The organism is Marinobacter algicola DG893 (assembly GCF_000170835.1).
GTDB classification, from domain to species: Bacteria; Pseudomonadota; Gammaproteobacteria; order Pseudomonadales; family Oleiphilaceae; genus Marinobacter; species Marinobacter algicola.
Genome location: NZ_ABCP01000053.1, coordinates 1 through 21,320, shown reverse-complemented (window position 1 = coordinate 21,320; position 21,320 = coordinate 1). Strand labels below are relative to the sequence as shown.

Annotated in this window: 17 protein-coding genes and 1 pseudogene; 4 read left to right on the top strand and 14 right to left on the bottom strand. The window is 51.4% G+C overall.

What is annotated here, in order from left to right; genetic code table 11:
• Positions 1–49 precede the first annotated feature (49 nt).
• From tssE to MDG893_RS18715, 4 genes are all read right to left on the bottom strand, one after another.
• Positions 50–490, bottom strand: coding sequence for a type VI secretion system baseplate subunit TssE (tssE, locus tag MDG893_RS18730; RefSeq protein WP_007155408.1), 441 nt, complete (start codon positions 488–490; stop codon positions 50–52).
• A gap of 3 nt (positions 491–493) precedes the next feature.
• Positions 494–1,975: a type VI secretion system contractile sheath large subunit gene (gene tssC, locus MDG893_RS18725; RefSeq protein WP_007155407.1), complete on the bottom strand. Its 1,482-nt coding sequence runs from the start codon at positions 1,973–1,975 to the stop codon at positions 494–496.
• A 77-nt stretch (positions 1,976–2,052) separates the two neighbouring features.
• Positions 2,053–2,553, bottom strand: coding sequence for a type VI secretion system contractile sheath small subunit (gene tssB / locus MDG893_RS18720; protein WP_007155406.1), 501 nt, complete (start codon positions 2,551–2,553; stop codon positions 2,053–2,055).
• Positions 2,554–2,765: 212 nt separating this feature from the next.
• Positions 2,766–3,257 carry a DUF4442 domain-containing protein gene (locus MDG893_RS18715; RefSeq protein WP_007155405.1) on the bottom strand — a complete coding sequence of 164 codons (492 nt, stop codon included), beginning with the start codon at positions 3,255–3,257 and terminating at the stop codon, positions 2,766–2,768.
• A gap of 150 nt (positions 3,258–3,407) precedes the next feature.
• Here MDG893_RS18715 and MDG893_RS18710 point away from each other — a divergent pair, with 150 nt between their 5' ends.
• The gene (locus MDG893_RS18710) at positions 3,408–3,668 is read left to right on the top strand and encodes an acyl-CoA-binding protein (protein WP_007155404.1); all 261 of its coding nucleotides are present in this window, start codon (positions 3,408–3,410) and stop codon (positions 3,666–3,668) included.
• Positions 3,669–3,813: 145 nt separating this feature from the next.
• Positions 3,814–4,125, top strand: coding sequence for a site-specific integrase (locus MDG893_RS18705; RefSeq protein WP_007155403.1), 312 nt, complete (start codon positions 3,814–3,816; stop codon positions 4,123–4,125).
• An 18-nt stretch (positions 4,126–4,143) separates the two neighbouring features.
• Here MDG893_RS18705 and MDG893_RS18700 read toward each other — a convergent pair whose 3' ends face one another.
• The 7 genes and pseudogenes from MDG893_RS18700 to MDG893_RS18675 all read right to left on the bottom strand — a co-directional run bounded on the left by MDG893_RS18700 (position 4,144) and on the right by MDG893_RS18675 (position 16,269).
• Entirely contained in the window at positions 4,144–4,560 is a 417-nt protein-coding gene (locus MDG893_RS18700) for a hypothetical protein (RefSeq protein ID WP_007155402.1), read from the bottom strand.
• A gap of 160 nt (positions 4,561–4,720) precedes the next feature.
• Positions 4,721–5,068, bottom strand: a pseudogene (locus MDG893_RS18695) (GreA/GreB family elongation factor); the annotation flags it as partial.
• 366 nt (positions 5,069–5,434) lie between these two features.
• A complete protein-coding gene (locus MDG893_RS21005) occupies positions 5,435–5,734 on the bottom strand; it encodes a hypothetical protein (RefSeq protein WP_157132884.1) in 300 nt (99 codons plus the stop codon).
• Between the two features lie 649 nt (positions 5,735–6,383).
• The gene (locus tag MDG893_RS21000) at positions 6,384–6,614 is read right to left on the bottom strand and encodes a hypothetical protein (protein WP_157132883.1); all 231 of its coding nucleotides are present in this window, start codon (positions 6,612–6,614) and stop codon (positions 6,384–6,386) included.
• 4 nt (positions 6,615–6,618) lie between these two features.
• Complete coding sequence (locus MDG893_RS18685; protein ID WP_157132882.1) at positions 6,619–9,738, bottom strand: transglutaminase domain-containing protein; 3,120 nt, start codon at positions 9,736–9,738, stop codon at positions 6,619–6,621.
• 98 nt (positions 9,739–9,836) lie between these two features.
• Positions 9,837–13,487 (bottom strand): Ig domain-containing protein, encoded by a 3,651-nt coding sequence (locus MDG893_RS18680; protein ID WP_083797718.1) that lies wholly within the window; start codon positions 13,485–13,487, stop codon positions 9,837–9,839.
• A 1-nt stretch (position 13,488) separates the two neighbouring features.
• Positions 13,489–16,269, bottom strand: a complete 2,781-nt coding sequence (locus MDG893_RS18675) for a carboxypeptidase regulatory-like domain-containing protein (protein ID WP_007155397.1) — start codon at positions 16,267–16,269, stop codon at positions 13,489–13,491.
• Positions 16,270–16,727: 458 nt separating this feature from the next.
• Between MDG893_RS18675 and greB the strand changes: the two genes are divergently transcribed.
• Positions 16,728–17,198: a transcription elongation factor GreB gene (greB, locus tag MDG893_RS18670; protein ID WP_007155396.1), complete on the top strand. Its 471-nt coding sequence runs from the start codon at positions 16,728–16,730 to the stop codon at positions 17,196–17,198.
• 430 nt (positions 17,199–17,628) lie between these two features.
• Complete coding sequence (locus MDG893_RS18665; RefSeq protein WP_007155395.1) at positions 17,629–17,883, top strand: hypothetical protein; 255 nt, start codon at positions 17,629–17,631, stop codon at positions 17,881–17,883.
• Here the strand turns inward: MDG893_RS18665 and MDG893_RS18660 are convergent, their stop codons facing one another.
• The 3 genes from MDG893_RS18660 to MDG893_RS18650 form a co-directional block, all read right to left on the bottom strand.
• The gene (locus MDG893_RS18660; protein WP_007155394.1) at positions 17,884–19,359 is read right to left on the bottom strand and encodes a sensor histidine kinase; all 1,476 of its coding nucleotides are present in this window, start codon (positions 19,357–19,359) and stop codon (positions 17,884–17,886) included.
• Positions 19,346–20,026 (bottom strand): winged helix-turn-helix domain-containing protein, encoded by a 681-nt coding sequence (locus MDG893_RS18655; RefSeq protein ID WP_007155393.1) that lies wholly within the window; start codon positions 20,024–20,026, stop codon positions 19,346–19,348. Before MDG893_RS18655 ends, MDG893_RS18660 begins: the two co-directional genes overlap by 14 nt.
• 289 nt (positions 20,027–20,315) lie before the next feature.
• A complete protein-coding gene (locus MDG893_RS18650) occupies positions 20,316–21,230 on the bottom strand; it encodes an NAD(P)-dependent oxidoreductase (RefSeq protein ID WP_007155391.1) in 915 nt (304 codons plus the stop codon).
• Positions 21,231–21,320 lie beyond the last annotated feature (90 nt).

Sequence of the window (21,320 nt, the reverse complement as noted above, 5' to 3'; positions counted from 1 at the left end):
CCCTGCATCACCTGTTCTCATCCTTGTCCGATAGCTACTGCCAGTGATCTCAAATCACCCGGTAATAGCGCTTGTCATCCAATAACAAATCAATGGTCGTTTTATCGTCTTCCGAACCCACCTTCAGGTAGACCGTCACCTGGAACCGCAACTGCAATGGATCCGGCCCCTGGGGCATCGCCATCACATCCACCCGGCGCACCCTGGGTTCAAACTTCTCAATACACTGCCGAATGGCACTGCGAATACGAATGCTCAGGTCATGGGTACCGAGCGTGGCGTCGTTAAAATCCACCAGCCCCAGGTCCGGCACGCTCTCACTGTTGCCCGGATGGGCGTTCAGCAGGCGAACCAGGTGGCGCTTGATGGAATCCACCACATGGGTTACTTCCCCCATGCTTTGCCCGGCGGGTTCGGCAGCCTGCTCCAAACGCTCGAACAGACTGCCGCCCGAAGCCTGAACACCGTCAGCACCGGTGTTCCTGAACACGGGTTAGTCCTTGTCCAGACGGCCGACGAGTGACAGCTCGAAGTTCGCACCCATGTACTTGAAGTGCGGACGAACCGCCAGGGACACCGAGTACCAGCCCGGATCGCCTTCTACGTCGGAGACAGTCACTTTGGCGGCACGCAGCGGTCGACGGCTGCGAACGTCCGCCGGCGGATTTTCCTGGTCAGCCACGTACTGGCGAATCCAGGTATTCAGTTCCCGCTCCAGATCCTGACGCTCTTTCCAGGAACCGATCTGCTCGCGCTGCAGCACCTTGATGTAGTGCGCCAGGCGGTTAACGATCATCATGTAAGGCAGTTGCGTACCCAGCTTGTAGTTGGTTTCCGCTTCCTTGCCTTCCTTGGTGTTCGGGAACTGCTTGGGCTTCTGCACCGAGTTGGCGGAGAAGAACGCTGCGTTGTCGCTGCCCTTGCGCATGGTCAGGGCGATGAAGCCTTCGTCAGCCATTTCGTACTCGCGACGGTCGGTGATCAGCACCTCAGTCGGAATCTTGGCTTCCAGCTGGCCGAAGGATTCGAACGTGTGAACCGGCAGGTCTTCCACCGAACCACCGCTTTGCGGGCCGATGATGTTCGGGCACCAGCGGTACTTGGCAAAGCTTTCGGTCAGGCGCGTCGCCAGCAGGTAGGCGGTGTTGCCCCACAGGTAATGCTCGTGGTCGCCGGACACGTCTTCCTTGTAGTTGAAGCTGCGTACCGGGTTTTCCGTGGGATCATAAGGCACACGCAGCAAGAAGCGCGGTGATGTCAGGCCCAGGTAGCGAGCGTCTTCCGACTCACGCAGGGAGCGCCACTTGGCGTATTTCGGGCCTTCGAAGACGGCTTTCAGTTCCTTGATGGCCGGCAGTTCCTGATAGCTGTCGACGCCGAAGAACGTGGGCGCAACGGAAGACAGGAACGGCGCATGGGCCATCGCGCCAACAGAAGACACATACTGCAGCAGTTTCATGTCTGGCGTGGAGGGTGTGAACGCATAGTTCCCCACCACGGCACCCACGGGCTCGCCGCCAAACTGGCCGTACTCTGTGGAGTAGATGTGCTTGTAGAAACCAGTCTGGGTGACATCGGGCGCGAACTCGAAGTCTTCCAGCAGTTCGGTCTTGGTGGCGTGGAGGATATCCACCTTGATGTTCTCACGGAAATCCGTGCGATCCACCATCAGTTTCAGGCCACGCCAGGAAGACTCCAGCTCCTGCAGCTTGGGCGCGTGCAGGATTTCGTCCATCTGGGCGCTGATCTTGCGATCCAGCTCGACCACCATCTGGTCAACCAATGCCTTGTTGACCGGCTGGCCTTTTTCATCGCTTTTCAGCAGGTTGGAAATAAACGTTGCCACGCCGCGGCGCGCCACATCGTATCCTTCATCAGCGGGAGCCATGCGACTGTTGGCCATGACCTGGTCCAACAATGATCCTTCCGCGACAGCTTCGGAAGCAGCGGATTGCTGCTCAGCAGTATCAGACATACCACATCCCTTCAGTACGTTTTAAACACAAGATTGAGATCTGCCAGCACTGGCAGAGTTCGGATCACGAATCCGGATTATTCGCCGTTTTCGTCCGTGGCCAGTTCAAGCTCTTCAAGAAGCTTGTTGCGGGCTTCGTCGTTGTCCAGCATTTCCTGCAGCTTGGAGCGGAACGACGGCACGTTACCCAGTGGGCCTTTGAGGGCAACCAGTGCTTCGCGAAGCTCAATCAGCTTCTTCAGCTCGGGCACCTGACGGGAAATGCTATCCGGGGAAAAGTCATCCAGCGTCTGGAAGTCGAGGTTAACCGGCAATTCTTCGGCTTCTTCGTCCAGCTTGTTGGTAACCGTGGTGGAGAGGGTGAGACCGGCTTCCGACATCACAGAACGGAAGTTGTTCTTGTCGACGGAAATCGCCTTACGGTCTTCGATCGGAGTTTCTTCGGCCTGCCCCTTGAAGTCACCAACGACAAACATCTTCAGCGGCAGTTCTGTTTCAGCCTGCTGATCACCGGTGGCGGGGACATACTTGATATTGATGCGCTCTTTCGGCGCGACGGAACCGTCTTTTGAAGACATGCGCTTGCTCCCTGTGGTCCATGTGCAAACTCAGTTGCGGTGTTACAGTCCATTGTGCGCACCATCCTGGCACGCTACAGGCCGAACTCTACACAGGATAAAACGGGTACTCAAGCAAAAATTGGCCAGCTTCTGGCGAAATTTTGGCCCCGGGCAAAGAATTGCCAACCATTCGACATCCCGGAGCCTTTCACAACAATAACCTATCGCAACTAGCGACGCTTTGGCGTCCAGGCCCAGATCATTTCAATTTCAATCGGCTGCTGACCCTCGCTGTCATGGATAGTTACCGGCACCGAGGTTTCACCCTTCTCTTCGGTCAGCATACGCTCACGCTGCTCAGCACTAAGGTACGCCTCCACCTTCATATCGCCTTTGGCACGGCGCGTGTATTCAGCATGCGCGGTTTTGATCACGGGCACCTTGTCGTCCGGCACGTTCAGACCGACGAGAAAGCCCGTGGCGGATTCAGCCAGCAACAGGGAAGCCACGGCATGTACGCCCTTGATGTGATTCTGGACCCTGCGCTTGTTCTTCAAGGAGATCACGCAACGTTCCTGATCGAGGGCTTCAATGCGAATGCCGGTGGTACCGGTGAACGGAACCGCCTTGCCGAAAAACAGCGACAGGGCCTTGGGCCGGGCGAACTCCGGCAGCTGATTGATTCTGGAAACAATACCAGCCAGTTTGTTGGTGGCGGCCATAGGGTTTCTCCGCTTATCTGAAAAGAAGGTGTCGGACAATACCCCATTCGTCGAAGGATTGGAACGATCGGCCAATGACGACCACACTGTCTCTGGATATACTCTGCCGCACCGTGAATCTCAGATTTAACACTGAAAAGGAACCGCCACATGAGTGACCTGAAAACCCGCTTTGACGAAGCCGTCAGCTACATCCAGAACGCAGAAGGCGACTTCAAACCCTCCAACGAACTCAAGCTGGAGTTCTATGCCCTCTACAAGCAGGCCACCGAAGGTGATGTCAGTGGCAAACGCCCGGGCATGATGGACTTTGTCGGCCGTGCCAAGTACGACGCATGGGAAAAGGTCAAGGGCACGTCATCCGAGGAAGCCATGCAGAAGTACATCGATAAGCTGGAATCCCTGAAGTAACCCGTAGTCCCGCTTGATCGGGAGCAGCCACCGCACCGACGGTTCTGCTCCCACTCAATTTCTCTCGCAAAAGTTTTGCGGCGGTCAAACGATTGTCATAAGATGCGCGCATCATAAGAACAACAATTCACACGGAAGAAGCATCATGGATATCACCGAGGCGCTGGAACAGTCGCAGCCCGGCCTTGTCAGTCGAGTGACTGGCGCCATCCGCAAACACCAGCTTAACCAACGCGCAGAGCAAACCTATCTCCACTGGATTTCCCGGTTCGTGCTTTTCCACGACCTGAAAAATCCGGAAACGCTGCAACCCGGCGACCGGCAATTATTCCTGGCCTACCTCAGCGAACGCCTGGAAGTGTCACGGGCACGCCTCAATCAGGCCAAACAGGCACTGACGTTCTTCTACGAAGATGTGTTGGGCAGAACTGAGCCCGAAGGCATTGTTGCCGCCTGAACCAGCGCGGCAGGCGAATTATCGTTCCGTCGTTGTGGTATTGAACGCGCCGTAGTTCCGATTGGTCGGCGGGCGGATAATGTAGTTGTCGCCGTGGGTTTGTCCGGGAATGGACTTGGGGTTGCTGAAGCGGAATTCCACGGGAATTTCGCTGCGCCCGAGATCGGTGCGGGGGTCACGGGGCTGAAGGGCGAGGGGGTCCAGGTAGAAATCCTCGTCCGTTCGCGGTTGCACTGGCACGCCGGCCGCTGGCGCTTCCAGTCCGCCTTCAATCACGGTATTGGCCAGAGACTCTTCTTCCATGGAGTTGAACGGAATGGTTTCCAGCGTTGAACGCTCTTCATAGTTGAAGGCGCCACCCTCGACGCTTTCTTCGCCGGTTTGGGCCCACACCAGAGGTGACAACGCCACCACCAGCAGGATCGCGCCGATCATAGTCCTTTTTGTATCGAATCCGCCCATAACGACTGCCTTTTTTATGCCATGTCGAGCCTGACTATTATTTGAACAAACCCATCTTAGGCTGACAATTTTTGATCAGTCTATCGCCAAAAACGACAAAAAACCCGGTCAGTCGCCAGTTTTGTGACACTCCTCACTTGTCGGGCGTTAGCGGCTCATAATGAATGTTGGTGATCACCACGTGATTCCAGCCATCCGGTGTACGCACCCCCACCTCGTCGTCAATCCGTTTGCCCAAAAGCGCACGCGCCATGGGGGAGTCGATACTCAGGTAACCACGAGACAGGTCGAATTCATCCGGCCCAACCAGCCGGTAGGTGCTTTCGTCGCCGTCTTCGCTTTCGATGGTCACCCAGGCACCGAAGAACATCTTGCCCCGGTCATCAGGCAGGCGATCCACCACCGTCAGCTCATCAAGCCGCTTGGTCAGGAAGCGTACGCGCCGGTCGATTTCCCGCAACTGCTTCTTGCCATAGATGTATTAGAACCCCACTACAAACCATACTATTTCTTAACCAAACCCTGTTCCTCTCCCAGTCGTTGAGAGGTTCGAAGTACAGGACCCGAAAAAACATAATGAATATCATAGCAACCATAAAGCCTCTTAAACCGGAAGTCAGCCAAAGACATTGCAAGCAGGAATTGACATCCGCTGCCGTTTTTATCCACACAACGCCGACAGGATCTTCCCACCTTAAACACATCTGGTGAGGCATTCAGAGGAGAGTAATTCCTGGCGAGAGAAGTCGGTTTTTGCAGTAAGGTTTACTGATCATCGTAAGAGTTCGCCCGCGAATGGCAAAACACTTCGCAGGCGAACCACTTAACATACTAAAAACAATTCCTACTAATAAATTTCGCCTGAAAATAATCCCGAAAATGCAAATATTAATATGCCAATCAGCAATATCCATTTCAATTTTTCAACTTGACGATGTGTTACATTACCGTCATCAGGCCACTGAGAGAATTCATGAAACCGATGTTCCCAGATAAAACCCCGAACCTGTTCACCTTTCAAGTTAACTAAGGCACAGAATAAAATTGCCAGCCCCAGAAAATAAGTAGAAAAAACATCGAGCCCTAAAAGCGAAAATGGCAATGCTAGAATTGCAATCAAAGAAAAAATAACCTCATACTTTTCCATTCTAAGCTTTAACTTCCGTGAGACGTAAAATAGATATACCCCATAACAGAAATATACAGCTGAAAAAAGGTTCATTAACGCCGAGAAAGCAAAATTAGAAATATTGCCAGCTTCCCCCCAAACGTTTTCTATGGCCTTTAGATTCGCCAAGTACGCGCATGTGAAAATTAATATCAATCGGACAACTATCATATCAGGCCCAACAGAAATGCAATCCCCTCACCGAAAATCAAAAGAGCAATACCCTCAGATCCCAAAGCCCCTAATCCTAGAAACTCAGCATTAAAGCTATAGCTGCCGTCGAATTTGCACTTTTTATATCTTCATGCCCCTTCTTTCAAGGTAGTTGGGACCCTACTCCAGAACATACTATTTTTGGAAATGATCTCCTTCACCAGCATCTTTTAAAAGCACAGACTTCGGATACAAATTCTGGGGTAGGTCACGCCGGACGTCGATTGTCGAACGACGCAGCATTGAGCTTAAATTCTACTTTTGCCATCAACTTTCAAAAAAAGCCCCTGAGCTCAGGGGCTATTAAAATATGGACGTCCTAAAGCTGAATGTTGCTGAACTAAGAATTAATCCAGTCTGTCCATAGACACGCTAGATATGGCGCTTTATTTCAACGACCAGAAAACTAAGCTCTCTATGACTTTAGTAAGCTTATAGCAGAAAGAGTTATTCCAAAAAAAACAAGGACACCACCTACTTTATTTATTTTTTTACCACCTTGAGAATATCCTCCCACAATAATTATCGATCCAGCCAATAGAATTACAAACTCCGCTCCAAATCCAAATAAAAAAATACTAAAAAAACATAAAATCAGAAGAAAAAATTCAATAAAGAAAATTTTTCCCCGAAACTTATCATTCATAAAATCACCTGCATAGTGGCGTCGACTTAATTAGCGAAGTCATTCGGTTTAAACCGAAGCCCAGCAGCGACAACCCGATTATTGTCCCTACAGGCCCAGCAAAAACGGTGAGCAAAGCCAGAACCATCAGCGTGACAACAGTATAAACCACGATGAACAGACGGGCAGCGTCAACATCTGAACAATTCGTCGCCAAATCGTATACAGACAACCCAAAGGAAAGAGCAAACAAGAATGACCCTATCTGAGAAAAAATCTGTGCTATCGAGGGGGACGTTGCAATTAGTGCTAATAACTCTTTATATGCGAAACCTAGCCCCAACCATGTCGCAATGTATCCCAGTCCATCTAGGAAGCCTCCATTAGATCCTCCTGCTATTTTATATGCACCTGCGCCTGTCTCAGGATCAATCAACAAATAGCCGGACCCGACCCAGTTCCGATACGCCAGCTTTTGCTCATGAACAGTGGCGATTTTGCCTGCCAACACAGCATTCCGAATTTCTGTCTCAACTTCAGGACTAAGATTGATTTGGCTTAACGCTAAGCTCACGTTGCCCTTATCCACTGTCCAAATTTTTTGCCCATCTGCTCCAGCCAAAGCAAGCGCTTTTACTGCCGAAATGCCATATGTAGGCGTTTCAGGCGTTGAAAAAACTTGCTCTGGCACTAAATGTTCATTTGCGCTCCATTGGGTACCGGAAGACCTAGTAAAGTTAATCCGTGTTTGCTTGTCATTATCTTTGGCAGCCCCATGAAAAGTTACAGCGTCTACATCGATAGTAAGACCACTGAAATTGGTATTGCGCGGCACTCCAAACCAGTATTGGGGCTGCAAAGTGGTTGAAAAGATACCGTAACTCGGTAAGCGGTAAGTCACCATATTCGAACTATTGGCTTGGATCTCTTCTTGTAAATCGTTTATTGCAAAGTAGCTCATTATGGTGCCGTGAAGCAGATCTCCGGTGACATCCTGCTTAGACAGAGCAGCCAGTTGTGCACTATCGCGACTCTCAAGCTTTAATTTTGTCTCTTCTAGACTGTATTTCAACGCTTCGGCTTGGTCAGGACTAATCCCTTGGAGATCAAGGCCAATAGCACGATGCTCTCCTGCAATTGGGGTGTTATTGCTCGTGAACCAGTTGTGACTCGGACTGAAAAGCCCTAGGGTTTCATGCAATTCCGTACCCATTGTTTGAGCTGTCGAACTTTGGACCACTTCGCCATCGATTGTGAGCTCTGCAACAAGGTTGATCAGGTAACCGGGTAAGCCATCTGGGAATGTTTCAGGGTTGATGTAGCCAGTGGCCGGATCCGGTGCTGGCAGATAGCTTTCGATGATGGCTCGATCATCATCGGTTGCTGGACTGAAACTCAATGCCAGTTTCTTACCTGCCAGTTTAACCGTCGGCTCATTCAGTCTTATAAATGGAGGATTGGGATAGCCGTAGCTTTGCGTAGCCAACTCGTATTTGAATTTGTGTCTTAAGTTATCCGGTAGCTCCGAGAAGCTGTCCTGGGTCACTATATGCTGATAGGGTAAGCCTGCTGCCAGCGGGCGCGGCGGGAGTATCTTAATTTCTTGTAAACCCAGCACTTCCCCTATAGTGGCATCGGGGTTTTGGCCGGCAATATAATTCTCGACCTGATTTTGGAATTGTTGGAGCTCGGCCTCAATATCGCCTTGTGGAACATTTTCTACCCAACCTTCCTGCTCATTCGTCACGGCCTTTTCTTCAATGCTACTCACCAGCGGCTGTGCGTCAAAAGGCTCACGGTCATTGAGTTTCATACCTTCCGTGAACTCGTATTGCTTAAAGGAAGCGTCCATGGGGATCCAGTTATCTCCCGCCCGGTTCTTAATACCTCGGGAAGGCTCAAAATCCACAAAAGCCTCTACCCAGGTATGTTCCATACGAATCTTTGTGATTTTGCCGCCTTCGATCAAGGCGACATTGGGAATACCACCCTGTCCCAACAGGCTTTGTGCTGCTTCTGGTTTGGTGACGCCGCCCACCCAATTCATCACCTTGTCCACTGGAATTTCTACGGTACCGTAAGCGTATTTAGCCGGGATATTCGCCGCGCGCAGTAATGAAAGTAGCAGGCTTGCCGTATCCGTAGCGTTACCGCGCTTGGTCTCCAACGTGTACTGTGACCCTTGAATTGAACCATAGCTGGGAACAAAGCGGATATTGTTGTGGACCCAAGTGTATATTTCGACCGGGTTGTTATTCAGGCTCTCAGCCAGCACTCTGATCTCGTCGGTGATCTGAATATCGATAGTTTCTTGTAAGTCCGCCTCAGTCACCCCTTTGGCCACAGCGACATCATCTGATACCAGCATTTCAGGCGTCAGATCACTTGAGGCCACTTGCACGTAATTTGCATAGGAATCGATGCCAAGCACTGCCTGAAGATTGCGCTTGTTGGTCTTGGGCTCACGCACTTTGTCTGAGGGTGCACGCCAAGGCAGCTTATTGGGATCATCAGCAGTGTGGCTGCGCTTGAACTTCTCGTTGCCGAGGCTTTCACTGAGTTTATCCAGAATTTTCTTCTGCTCTTCAGCGTCCTGTGTGGTGGTCAGTTGTTCCAAATCTTGTTCAACAGTGCCGTATCGCTTTTTTACCCGTTCGAGAGCCTCAGCGTGACGCTCGCGGATTAGCTCCTTCACGCCTTCGGGCATGCCCTGTCTAGCGGAGAGTCGTGCGCCTTCCTGATCAAACTCCGTAATCGCCTCGTCGTACGCCCGGCTTATTCCTGTTTTCAAATTTTTAAGCTCAGAGATCTCGCCGGCCGTCAGTGGCATGTCACCTATGCCGATAGTATCCATGGCTTTTGAAACCCAACCTTTTCCCTCGTTGCGTTTTTCAACAGCATTGGGTAATTCCTTGGAGAGCTTATGTTTGAACTTTTCCAGACGATGGGCCAGCTTTTTCTCAGGAGTGCTTTCGAGAATTCTTTCGATTTTGGCTTGGCGAATGTCTTCCTTGGTTAGTTCGTCGGCCAATGCCTTACCGTTGGGTGATAGATAAAAGACAAAAGTAAACATAAAAGCGGTAAAGGCTGATGTGCCCTTTGAAATTTTACCGGAACGAAATGCGTCCATGGTCAAGCCATTCATGGTAATCCCCAAACTAAGCCGTCGGTTTTAAATAATGTTGTTTGAGCAAGCAGATACCTGTTTGCTCCTCAATAAGTGACTTCTTTGCGTAGATTCAATTAGAGTTGCCTCTGGAGTTGATACAACCAAGAATCCAGTACAAATCGGAGTTGTTCAGCCACTGCATGCTTTTCTTCGGAAATCTCATCCGTGGCTAACAAAATCGATTTAATCGCGTTATTCAGTTTTCCTTTAGTTTGGTCACGAACAGCGGCGTCCAGCTTTTTGGCAATAAACCTGTATTTGGCAATTCCTGGACCATCTGTTTCTAGCTGCTGTAACAAGTCAGAAGCGACTCGGTATTTAGAGGATCCATCAAGATTTCCGAGGACATAGGTCAATTCACTATCATCAACCATGAGATCTCGGTTAATACCCGCTTTGATCTCAACATGAAGACTAACTTCGCCCGCCACGCCGTCCGGGAGCAGTACGTAAAGGACATTGGTCGCTTCAGTTGGCGAAGAAAAGTCACGCTGCCACAACCAAGTGCCATCATCGAAAGTGGTGGGTATCTGGCTTTCGATCACTTCTCCGCCCTGCGGCAACGTAAAGCGCACATCAACGGCCGCTTTACGGCTAAGGTTTTCCAGAGTGATCTCAACGGGAACTACGCGGCCTGGCGCAGCGGGCCAAGCATTCGGCTGAACTGCGAGCAAGGCTTCAAGCAGAAGCTGTTCATGCAAACCTTGATAGGAAGTGGCGAGATCTAACACATCGTAGGCAAAGTAGCTGTTGCCGCCGTGCCCGTACGTACCAGCAGTGACGGCAGCAGGCGCATATGCATAGGCACAGCTATCGCTTGCATTCCTTCCACCGTTAAAAACTGCCCACACCTCAGCACCACAATGGGCCATCGCCAGGCCCTGCGACGCTATCGCATCACTGGCAACCGGCTGATCAATGACCCCGTTATCAAAAATGGCACTAACTTGGTTGTTTTTACCCGTTAGCTTAATGCCTAAAGCTTTCTCGATTTTGTTGTTACGCCGATTCCAGCTTCCACCCAACAGAAGGCCCATACCATTGTTCTGGGCCTCTACCAGCAGGTGCTCTGTTTGAGGATGCAGAGTCACTTTATCGGATAGGAGTGCCACGGCGCTGAACAACCCTGAATTAAACGCAGTGTCAAATTCAACCGAGTTGTCCACCAAGGTGTAGTGCCATTCGTTGGCGGTAAGCACGCTCTCCAAGTACGCTCTTTGGGCACTTGCATCGTTATAATCTTGAGTGGATCTCTCCAAATCATCGACCAGAACCAGAAGCTTGCCCTTTACGGAAGGGAGAATCTCCAAATTCAATTCAGGAGGCACCACTTCGAAACCTGCCGCAGCTAACTCAATCAACTCGCCATCTATCTCCGCCATTGATAGGCAGGCATAGCCACCATAAGCTGGAGGATCAGACAACAGCAGCTGGAAAAGGTGGCTATTTGTGTTGCTGACAGCGGTGTTCTCTTCGTTGATTTGATAGATCACGGAGCCATCATCCAGACTCACCAACTGATAAATCAAATTGGCATTTATCTCGCCCTGTGAGCTCCGGTTTGTAGTTTCAAATTGGCAAGCTTTAGCCTCTCCGGTTTCGTAATAGTCCAGAGTGACATCACCCAGTAAAGAGAGGGTTTCGGAGCGTTCAACCTGAAAGTTCGCCTTACTGCTCGCGAGTTCTTCACCGTCTTGGCTGATAACCCAACGTAGCTGATAAGTACCAGCCTCTCGATCAACCAAGGCCAGGGCATACCTGCGATCACTTGAGCCCTGAGGGACCAGGCTATTCAGGTCATAGGTTTCTTCAGCCAGTAGCTCGCCATTGGGACGACTGATCTGCAGCGTCCCAACACCACCATTGAAAACCCCGTTCTGGCTGAGGTTGCGAACCCGCAAATCAATCAGCGCCTGATCCCACGCCTGATACTTTGGCTTGTCGGTATTGACCAGAGCACCAACTTCGGTCAGCGAACCGCTGGAGGTTGATATGGCAAAGGGCGCAACGGCCTGAGTCAAAACTTCTGCATCACTACCGAGTAGTTGAGCAACTACTTCATAGGTTCCTGCATAGATACTCGTGGTATCGAAAAGCTGGGAAGGAATTGAGATCTGCCCTTTCGGCGCGATGGCTTGAACATCGAACACACCAAAATCACTCACAAGCACCCGCTGATTATCAACGATGGTTAGCGCAACCCTCGCATCAGCTTGAATGTCACTCTGGTTTTTCAGCAGACCAGTAATGATCACTTGCTCAGATGGAGAATACAGCTCCTTATCGGTATCTACAGCAATCGTCGTCAGCGTGGGCGCCACCTTGACCTTTTGCTCGCCGAGTGTTTCCCGGACAGGATCGCCGTCAATGTCTGTATACGAGATTTCCAACTTTTCGGTTAATACTCGCTGGGTTCCAGGCTGGACATTGAACAATTTCAAATCTGTAGCAAGACTCTCAAGCTGTCCCACACTGAAAGTGTCGAATTCCCAGGTGACAATAGTTCGATCAGTTTCAACAGCAACCTGAGAAGGTGGCACAGAGTAGGAAGAACTATCGATCTGGATATCTGCAGTGGAAATAGTGCTAGTGATCTTCACATCAGAGATGGCTGGCTTTATAACTTCAATTTTGACACCGACTGGACTAGATGCGCCCCCACGATTATCGTTCGCCAAAAAGGTTACTAAGTTCTCCCCCATGTCGGCACTGGTCGGTGTCCACTCAAGCGTTGCAACTCCCGTAGTGCTCCCAGACACGGTTTGCTCGAAAGTTGCGCCAACCGGCAAACCGACGTGGTTCAAAAACACCTGATCGTTAGGATCTGAATCTGTAGCTTGAATTGTCAGGCTGAGTTTCTGCCCAACGACGGCCTTGATAACGCTGCCAGCCTCAGGAGTTGGCGGGTGATCAAATTCTGGTGAGGCATTCACACCTTGATCACGAAGATTAAGCAGAAAATCGATCGCCGCAGTGCTTTTAACATTACCCTCTTGATCACGGTCTTCGATCGTGACTTGAACGGTGTACAAGCCATTACTGAATGACTCCGCCCCTGTCCATGTAAACAGCCCCGTCTCGCTGTCGATGCTCATACCGGAGGGAATGCCATTAATGGCAGATTCTGACCGCGTAGACATCCTCCATGTCAGCTTATCGCCGTCAGGGTCAACCGCAGGCACGAGGAATCTGCAGTCATATTTGGAACAGCTGACAATAGGCGGCAGGTTACTGAATGGGGAGGAATTGCCTTCCTCCAGGTTCACTCGGGTGTATACCCTCCAGGTGCTACCTGAATTACGAAGCCCGCCAATTTTGCAGCAGCTCTCGAACCTTCCTAGCCAAGGTTGACCGTTATTATTAACCGCTGGATAGGAGTGACGGACAATATCGTTCTCATTCCGCGTATCAACAGCTTCGCCTACAATCCAATCCTCTTGGAGGTTCCTCGCAATGACCCGATAATTATGATTAGAGGAAGCTCCATCACCGTAAGAGTAGCCTCCTGGGCGAAATGTCTGGCCAATATTCGGGTGTCCGAACGCGCTACTCCGAAACGCAACCGTCATTCGAAAATCGGCCGTTGTCGGTGAAATATCTGGCCGAGCTTCGTAAGCAAAATGCCCAAATCGGAAGTGACTAGCTTCCGCAACAGAAAAGCTGAGAGCCAGTAAAATTACACAGGTAAAACGGCTAATGATTGCCTTCGCCAAGTTTCGATCCATCTTATTCACCATCAACTCCTTCTACCTGAATCTTGCTCTCTACCGATACGCCCTCCAGTGGCACCACTTCGCCTGGGCTGAGTGACTGCGTTGCTTTCAATCTGATTGATGGCGGAACGAAGACTATTCCCGTTGACTGAGAGCTAACGGTTGCACCGGATACGTTTTCTACAACGAGTCGGTATTCGCCGCTGGCATCAAAGTCATAAGGCAATACTGAGAGAACTTGGCGTGCGTTAGTATTCTCGGGTGCCAGCTCAAGCTGACTATGTCCCTGGGTGATTACTCGGCCATCGGGGTGGGTGAGCGAATAGTCGAACTCAAGATTTACAGGGATATTGGAGCGGTTGTATATCTCCGCATAGAGTTCAATATCAGCTTGGTTGTTCAGCAGTACGTAACCTGGAGAGGCCTTTGGATCCAAAGAAGCCAACACACTCGTGGGTTCAACCGTTACCGTGGTACTGCTCTCCGAGACGAGATTGCTTGTTGTGCCGTCAAGGGCCTGCACAGTGATCGTATAGACACCTGGTTTTGCCACCAAGGTGTTCCACCACTGCTCTAGCTTGATGCTTCTTTGCTCACCCGGAGCAAAGTCCTGGATCGCGGCCTCGAGGTGCTCCTGGTAGTGCGCCAGTTCCTCCGGATCGCTCTGCGGATCTATCGGAGGGAGGTTGGCTCCGGAAAAGCTTTCTACCTCTATGCCCTCACTGTTCAGCACTCGAACGTAGAATCTTGCACCTTGATTAAGTGCTGTATCATTCTCAACATCCGCTGTTATCAACACAGGTTCATAGGCGCCATAAACTGACTTATCTGTGGTCGCTTGAACGATGTTCACGCCACCCAGGTCAGCTTTTCGGATATTTATATCGAGGTTCAAATCGGCATGTTCTGCGAGAGAAACGTCTTTATTCGAGAACAAATACCCTGATGCATTGGTTGATACGGTAAATTCAAGAACCGGAATATCTGATATCTGGTAAAACCCGTTCACGTCCGAAGTGGTTTTTGAACCTCCAACAGAAACACTCGCTCCTGGCACGCCGAGTCCGGTGACCATATCAACCACCTGCCCACGAATCGAAGTAGATGGCAACACCTCTTCTTCCTTCAGGCTGATATAACCGATATCAACGTTCGTTCTATCAGGTACGAGCAAGCCGAAATTGACTGATTCAAAGCCTGACTTGCTGACAGCCACAGAGATATCCCCGCCATTCAAATCCGATAGCTCAAAGCTGCCTGTTTCATCTGTTGTGAAGACGGCATTACCATCCAAAATTGAAATCGACGCACCCTCGATAGGCTGCTCATTGTTGTCAACGACCGTCCCCGAGATACTGGAGCTATCAGGCTGCTCGTCTGTTAGTGCTTGCAGAGATGGTGAAAAGCTGATTTGAGTACCAGCTTGAAGGTCTGCAGTAGCCGAAACGGGATAATAGTCAGATGATTGAACCGACAAGGTTGCAGCTCCCGGCTCACTGAGCAATTGATACTCTCCGTTAATCCCGCTTACGGCGCTGTTCGTGCTCCCTCCTACAACTGATATGATCGTCACACCGGGAACCGGACTCCCAGACGCAGATTCTCTTATCACACCTGATATGAGAACCGTCGTTGGTGCTACAACTAGTCGAATAGTGCCAACATTCGCGAACTGTCCCTTTCTCAGGGTAATGCTTTGAGAAGCACCTAAATAACCCGGCGCAGAATATGCCACTACGTGCGAGTCAGCGCCAAGATTGGAGATAACAAAACTACCATCAGAGTTAATGGCAACATCTTCATCACTGGCACCAAGTACATCAATGGTAGCGTTCGGGATATTTACACCCGAAGAAGCAGCCACCAACCGGCCTGCAACAACTGCTTTTTCCGGATCAACCGGAACATCAATTGATGCAAGCATATTTAATGCGGCAACGGAGAGTGAAGTGGAATAGACCTGCTGCCCCCAATCACCCTCAGGCGACTGGCTCGTCTTCAGAAAATCAACTGCTTTACTATATTTACCAACATCAGTGGTAACCGGAATTAGGGCCTGTAGTGCCAGCGCACTCTCCCACGCAGTGCCCCAATGACCATCTGCGTTTTGAGCAGAGTATAGGTAGTTAACAGCTTCACGAAGGACGTCAGAAATGTCGTGGGTGTATAGATAAGGCCTCAATGCTTTGGTCGCTAGGGCTGTAACCATCACTGACGCTTGATCCTCATAAAGAGGAAAAGAGCCATCCGCCTGTTGCACCGACGAGAAAAATTGTAATACTTCACCTGCTATCAGGGCATCCGAGCCGGCCGCCTGCAAAGCTAAGAGCGCGTAACTGGTATCTAGAGCGGTGCTGTCGTAGCCTTCGAAATGGCCAAAGCCACCATCAGTTCCTTGACGGGATAACAGTTCTGCTTTTTCCTCATGATGAGGTTGGCCTGCTTCCGCCAGACCCAGCAAAAGACGAGATAATTGTTCAGAGTTTAAATTGAGCAGGTTCCCTCTTAGAAACTCCAAAGCGGCTTGTTTATCAGCTGAAGATGACTCCAATAACTGAAAAACCGTTAACGCCTCGGCGGTAGACTGCAGGCTGGTTGAAATATCAGAGGTGTTGGTGACATCGCCATTAGGTAGCTGAGAAACCTCTAGCCAGTGAAGGGCTGAATTTAAATTCGCCCCCTGTTCACCAGATTGGTGGTCAGCGCCGTTGTGCGCATACCCAGTGGATGATATTGATAAAAGAAGTACCGCTAGAACTTCTAAAAGAAGAACCGAAAATTTCCTGCTGCCCACAGCCAAGACTCCGCTTGTACATGAAAACCGCTGTAGTAATGCAGGAGACGGGCTGATCCAGCAGCCAACCTTAATATCAGGCCGATATTAGACAGCGTCCCTGCCTACAGAATTCGTAACCAACCGGAATCTTATATAATTACGGCGATTTAATGAAGTCGAGCCGACCAAGTTTATCCATTAAATTGTGAAATGTAGTGAAACCCCACTGGACTGTTAACTCGTTCACAAAGTCACCTTCGGGAACTTTCCAGACACTACCAGAAAAGTGCTTTTGAAGAAGACGCCTCACTCAACACAGGACTCTGATACGCCTAATTTCCGAAAAATTCTTGGCAAATGGGGCTTCTCGATCCCAAAATACAATGGAATCGCGGGTAACACCCGAGCCATGATACTCCGAGCCACCATAGTGGGTGCTTCGAATAAAAGGGACACTTACTTACCTGTAGAGCACTATGAATACTAACGTGATTACACCGGAAGGTTATGCCGAACTGCAACAGGAGCTAGACTACCTTTGGCGAAAGGAGCGGCCGGAAGTCACCAAAAAGGTCCAGTGGGCAGCCAGTCTGGGCGACCGCTCTGAAAACGCAGACTATCAGTACAACAAGAAAAGACTTAGGGAAATCGACCGCCGAGTCAGATATTTGAGAAATCGCCTTTCCAAGCTTCGCGTGGTTGAGTACAACTCAGTTCAAGAAGGAAAAGTTTATTTTGGGGCATGGGTAACTTTAGTCGACGAGGATGAAAAAACACTCTCGTTCAGGATGGTCGGTCCAGACGAAATATACGGTAAAAAGAACTACGTATCCGTCAATGCACCGGTAGCCAAGGCATGCCTTGGAAAAAGCGTAGGTGACACTGTAGTTGTCCGCACGCCAGAAAATCAGCGCGAGTGGGATATTTCTAAAATCGAGTACCAGTAACTACGCTCTGGTTGATACCAACTCACTCAGACGCCTCAAGCATTCGGCATCTAAGCGCTAGTCAACTATGACTCTCACCCAAAGCTGCCTGAAAAGTTTTTTGCGGGCCTCATTCCAGCCTAGTGCCCAGCCCGCTCTTGAAGGAAGGTTGCGGCAAAAAGCCCCCACAAACCGGAAAACCCAATTCCTGCTCGCATAAAAAAACCCCGTAAAAACGGGGTAAGGCTAGCGCTGTGCTGGAGGGAGAAGCAAGCGGAGTTTCCGCCGACTTCCTTAGCTACACCTCCTATTTTCCACAGAACAGGTTACACAGTGGTGGCGGCCGAATTACGTTTTGGTCAGAGCCGGATTAGGTTGCGCACTCTAGACACAAGCGTTAGCGTTAAATTAACTGAATTTCCGATTTAACGTCCAAGCACGGGATACCAGAATGAACACCAAAAAACTTCTCAACACCGCCCTCAATGGTCTCGACAGTATCGGCTATCGGCTTGACCAATACGGCATCACCGGCAAGCTGAACCGTCATAATCTGGCGGCGTTCATCATGCTGGAACAGAAACATCTGGAAGGTGAGTGGGACAGCATTCAGGCCAAATTCGATCGCCGTCGCTCACAAGTGGATACATTGCTGAAGCCGGTGATCAGCCGCGTGAATCAATTCCGTGGCGCATCCGGTAACTGATCAAGCGCCCCTGAGTTCGCCCGGAGAGCTCTGCTCTCCAACTTCCGAGGCGGGAATACTCTGGGTGTCTTTCAGGCGTTTCCGGTTCGGGGAGTATGCAGGCAATCGGATGGTGACCATCAACCCCGGATACTCCTCCCCAGGGTGATGATCGCTCAATGAGATGACACCCTGGTGGATCTCAGCCACCGCGCTGACAAGGCTAAGCCCAAGGCCATTGCCCGGCAGTGACCGGCTCTTGCCAACCCGGTAGAAGCGCTGAAAAACCTGATCTTTTTCGTCATCGGGGATACCGATGCCGCTGTCCCCCACCTCGAAAATCGCATCGTTGCCTTCCTTGCGCACGTTTACCCGGATTTCGCCCTGTTCCGGGGTGTACTTGATGGCGTTATCAATCAGGTTACTGACCATCTGAAACAGTAAATCCCGGTCACCCTCGATCACCACATGATCTTCCAGCGACTGCTCAAACTGTTGCTCCTTGTCTTCCGCCAGCGCCTCATACAGTTCGCACGCATCGCTGACCAGATCTGCCAGGGACACCTGCTTCATATCCGCTGTGTTACCACGGGTTTCCAGCCGCGCGATACGCAACAGTGCGTTGAACGTGGCCAGTAATTGATCCGCTTCTGCCACAGCCTTGCCAGCCTGCTCACGGGCCTCATCGTTGTCCACTGACATGAGCGTGTTTTCCAATTGATTGCGCAACCGGGTCAGCGGGGTTCTCAAATCGTGGGCGATGCTGTCGGATACGTGCCGGATACCTTCCATCAAGTACACAATGCGATCCAGCATCTGGTTCAGGTTTTCCGCAAGTTGGTCAAAGTCGTCGTCGGTACCACGAGTCGGTATGCGAAGAGACAGATGCCCGTTCATGATGCGTCGGGAGGTGATGTTGATGACTTCAATGCGCCGCGTGGTGCTCCGACTCATCAGGAACCCGCCCAGCAGCGCCAGCGCCAGGGTAATGCCCATTCCCCAGTTAATGGCGGTTTCGATCACCCGCTTCAGATTAGTAAGCTCGTCGACATCACGGCCCACCAACAAACGCAGGCCGCCCTGCACTTCAAAAATGCGGGCCCGTGCGAGACGTTCCGGCCCGTTCCAGCCCACCGACGGGTTCAGGGTAAAGTTGATCCAGCCGCTGTCAGAGCGGGAGCCCTTAGGCCAGTTTTCAATGTTACCGGCAAGCTTGACGAAGTCGTCCGTCGTCAACAGATAGATGGATTTGGCGTTGGGGTCGCGAGCAACTCGCTCGCGGATGATGGAAATAAGGCCATTGATACCGCTGCCACGGTATTGCTCCGCGAGGCCTGCAATCTCGGCCTCGATGGTCTCATCGGTCTGGGCAGTCATGAACCCTGCCGTGCGCCAGTAGATAAACGCCAGCAGCAGAAAAACCGAGGTGGCGAACACCACCATGTACAGCAGGGCTAACTGGAACGATGAGGTTCTGAGCTGGCTAAGCAGTTTCACGCAACATGTACCCTGCACCCCGTATGGTCTGCAGCAAGGGGGTCTCGAATTCCTTATCGATCTTCGCCCTCAGGCGGCTGATGTGTACATCAATGACGTTGGTCTGGGGATCGAAATGATAGTCCCATACTTTTTCGAGCAACATGGTACGCGTGACCACCTGCCCGGCATTACGCATGAGATATTCCAGCAAACGGAACTCCCGGGGCTGAACATCAATATTGTGCCCGGCCCGCTTAACGGTTCTTGCAAGCAGATCCATTTCCAGATCTGCCACCCGCAGTACGGTCTCGGTTTCGGCAGACTGACGATTTCGGCGCACCAGCGATTCGATACGGGCCAGCAGTTCGGTGAAAGAGAACGGTTTGGTCAGATAGTCATCGCCACCACCGCGCAGGCCCTCCACCCGGTCATCCACGTCGCCCAGGGCGCTGAGGATCAACACAGGCACCTGGTTGCCAGTGGCACGCACCGTTTTGATGATCGACAGGCCGTCCATACCCGGCAGCATGCGATCCACAATCATGATGTCGTAGTCTTCGCTGGCAGCCATCATCATGCCTTCCTTGCCATCCGCCGCGTGGTCCACGACAAAATCAGACTCTTTCAGCCCTTTAACAAGGTAGTTTGCCACGTCCTGATCGTCTTCAATTACCAGTGCTTTCACCGGTTTTCCTCCCGATAGCGGATTACATTAACAGCTAGGGTACGAAGAACATCCGTTGCCGGCCAGTTACGATCTTGTAAGAGGGTGTCGCCAATGGCGACGGTCACAGCATACCCCCGAACCAGCCTAGTCTCGACACCGTATCGCCCGCAAGGCAATATTCCGCGTTTACCCTGCCACCATAGCCCAGGCGGTCAAGCGCTGCGAAAACATTCCGAAAGTTAATCTCGCCCGCGCCGTGTTCATGCATTCCACCTCGACAAACGGCATGAACAGATTCGTAGCGAGCTTACTTCTTGTGCTTGATGACCGACGAAGAGCCCAACAATGCCCCGTTGAGATGCTCCAGTTCCAGCAACAAACCGCTGTGATCCACATCGCTGTGCCCGTTGGCGATCAGGCTTTTATACTCATTGTGCACCTGCTGCGACAGCGGCAGAGTCAGCCCCTCGGAACGGGCCTCGTCCAGAATCATCCGCAGATCTTTCAACTGAATCCGCGCCGGTGCACCGGGTGAAAAGTCCCGATCAATCATCCGCTGCCCATGCAACTCCAGAATCCGACTGCCCGCAAAACCACCCATCAGCGCCTCCCGAACAGCGGCAGGATCAGCCCCACCCTTCGCGGCCAGCAACAACGCCTCCGACACCGCGCCAATGGTAATTCCCACAATCGCCTGATTGGCCAGCTTCGCCAGTTGCCCGGCCCCTACCGGACCAATGGGTGTGCACTTCCCAAGCACCTCAAAAACCGGCCGCACCCGCTCGACATCTGCCTCGGAGCCACCGGCCATAATACTCAGCGTCGCCTGCTCAGCGCCGACAGTGCCGCCGGACACAGGCGCATCCACATACCCGGCCCCCTGCTCCTGCACCAAGGCCGCATGGCGTCGCGCCAGCGACGGCTGAACCGAACTCATATCAATATAGACCGCCCCGGCCTTGAGCGCCGCGATACCGCCTTGCGCCACCATCACGTCGTCCAACACGTCGCCGTTCTCCAGCATGGTGATAACAACGTCAGCGTCTCGAACCGCGTCTTCCGGCGAGCCGGCAATAGTGGCCTCATTCACAAAGGGCTCGCACTTGCTGGCGGTTCGGTTCCACAACGTCATTGGATAACCTGCACCCAACAAATTCCGAACCATGGGCGCACCCATGAGGCCAACACCAAGGAAAGCGATATGAAGACGTTTCTCAGTCATATTTCTTGGACCCTCATTCCAAATGCCAGATGAAGTAAGTGGGCAGGCCCTTCCAAAACCGTGCGGAGCCATGGATGGCGGAGCCGAGCG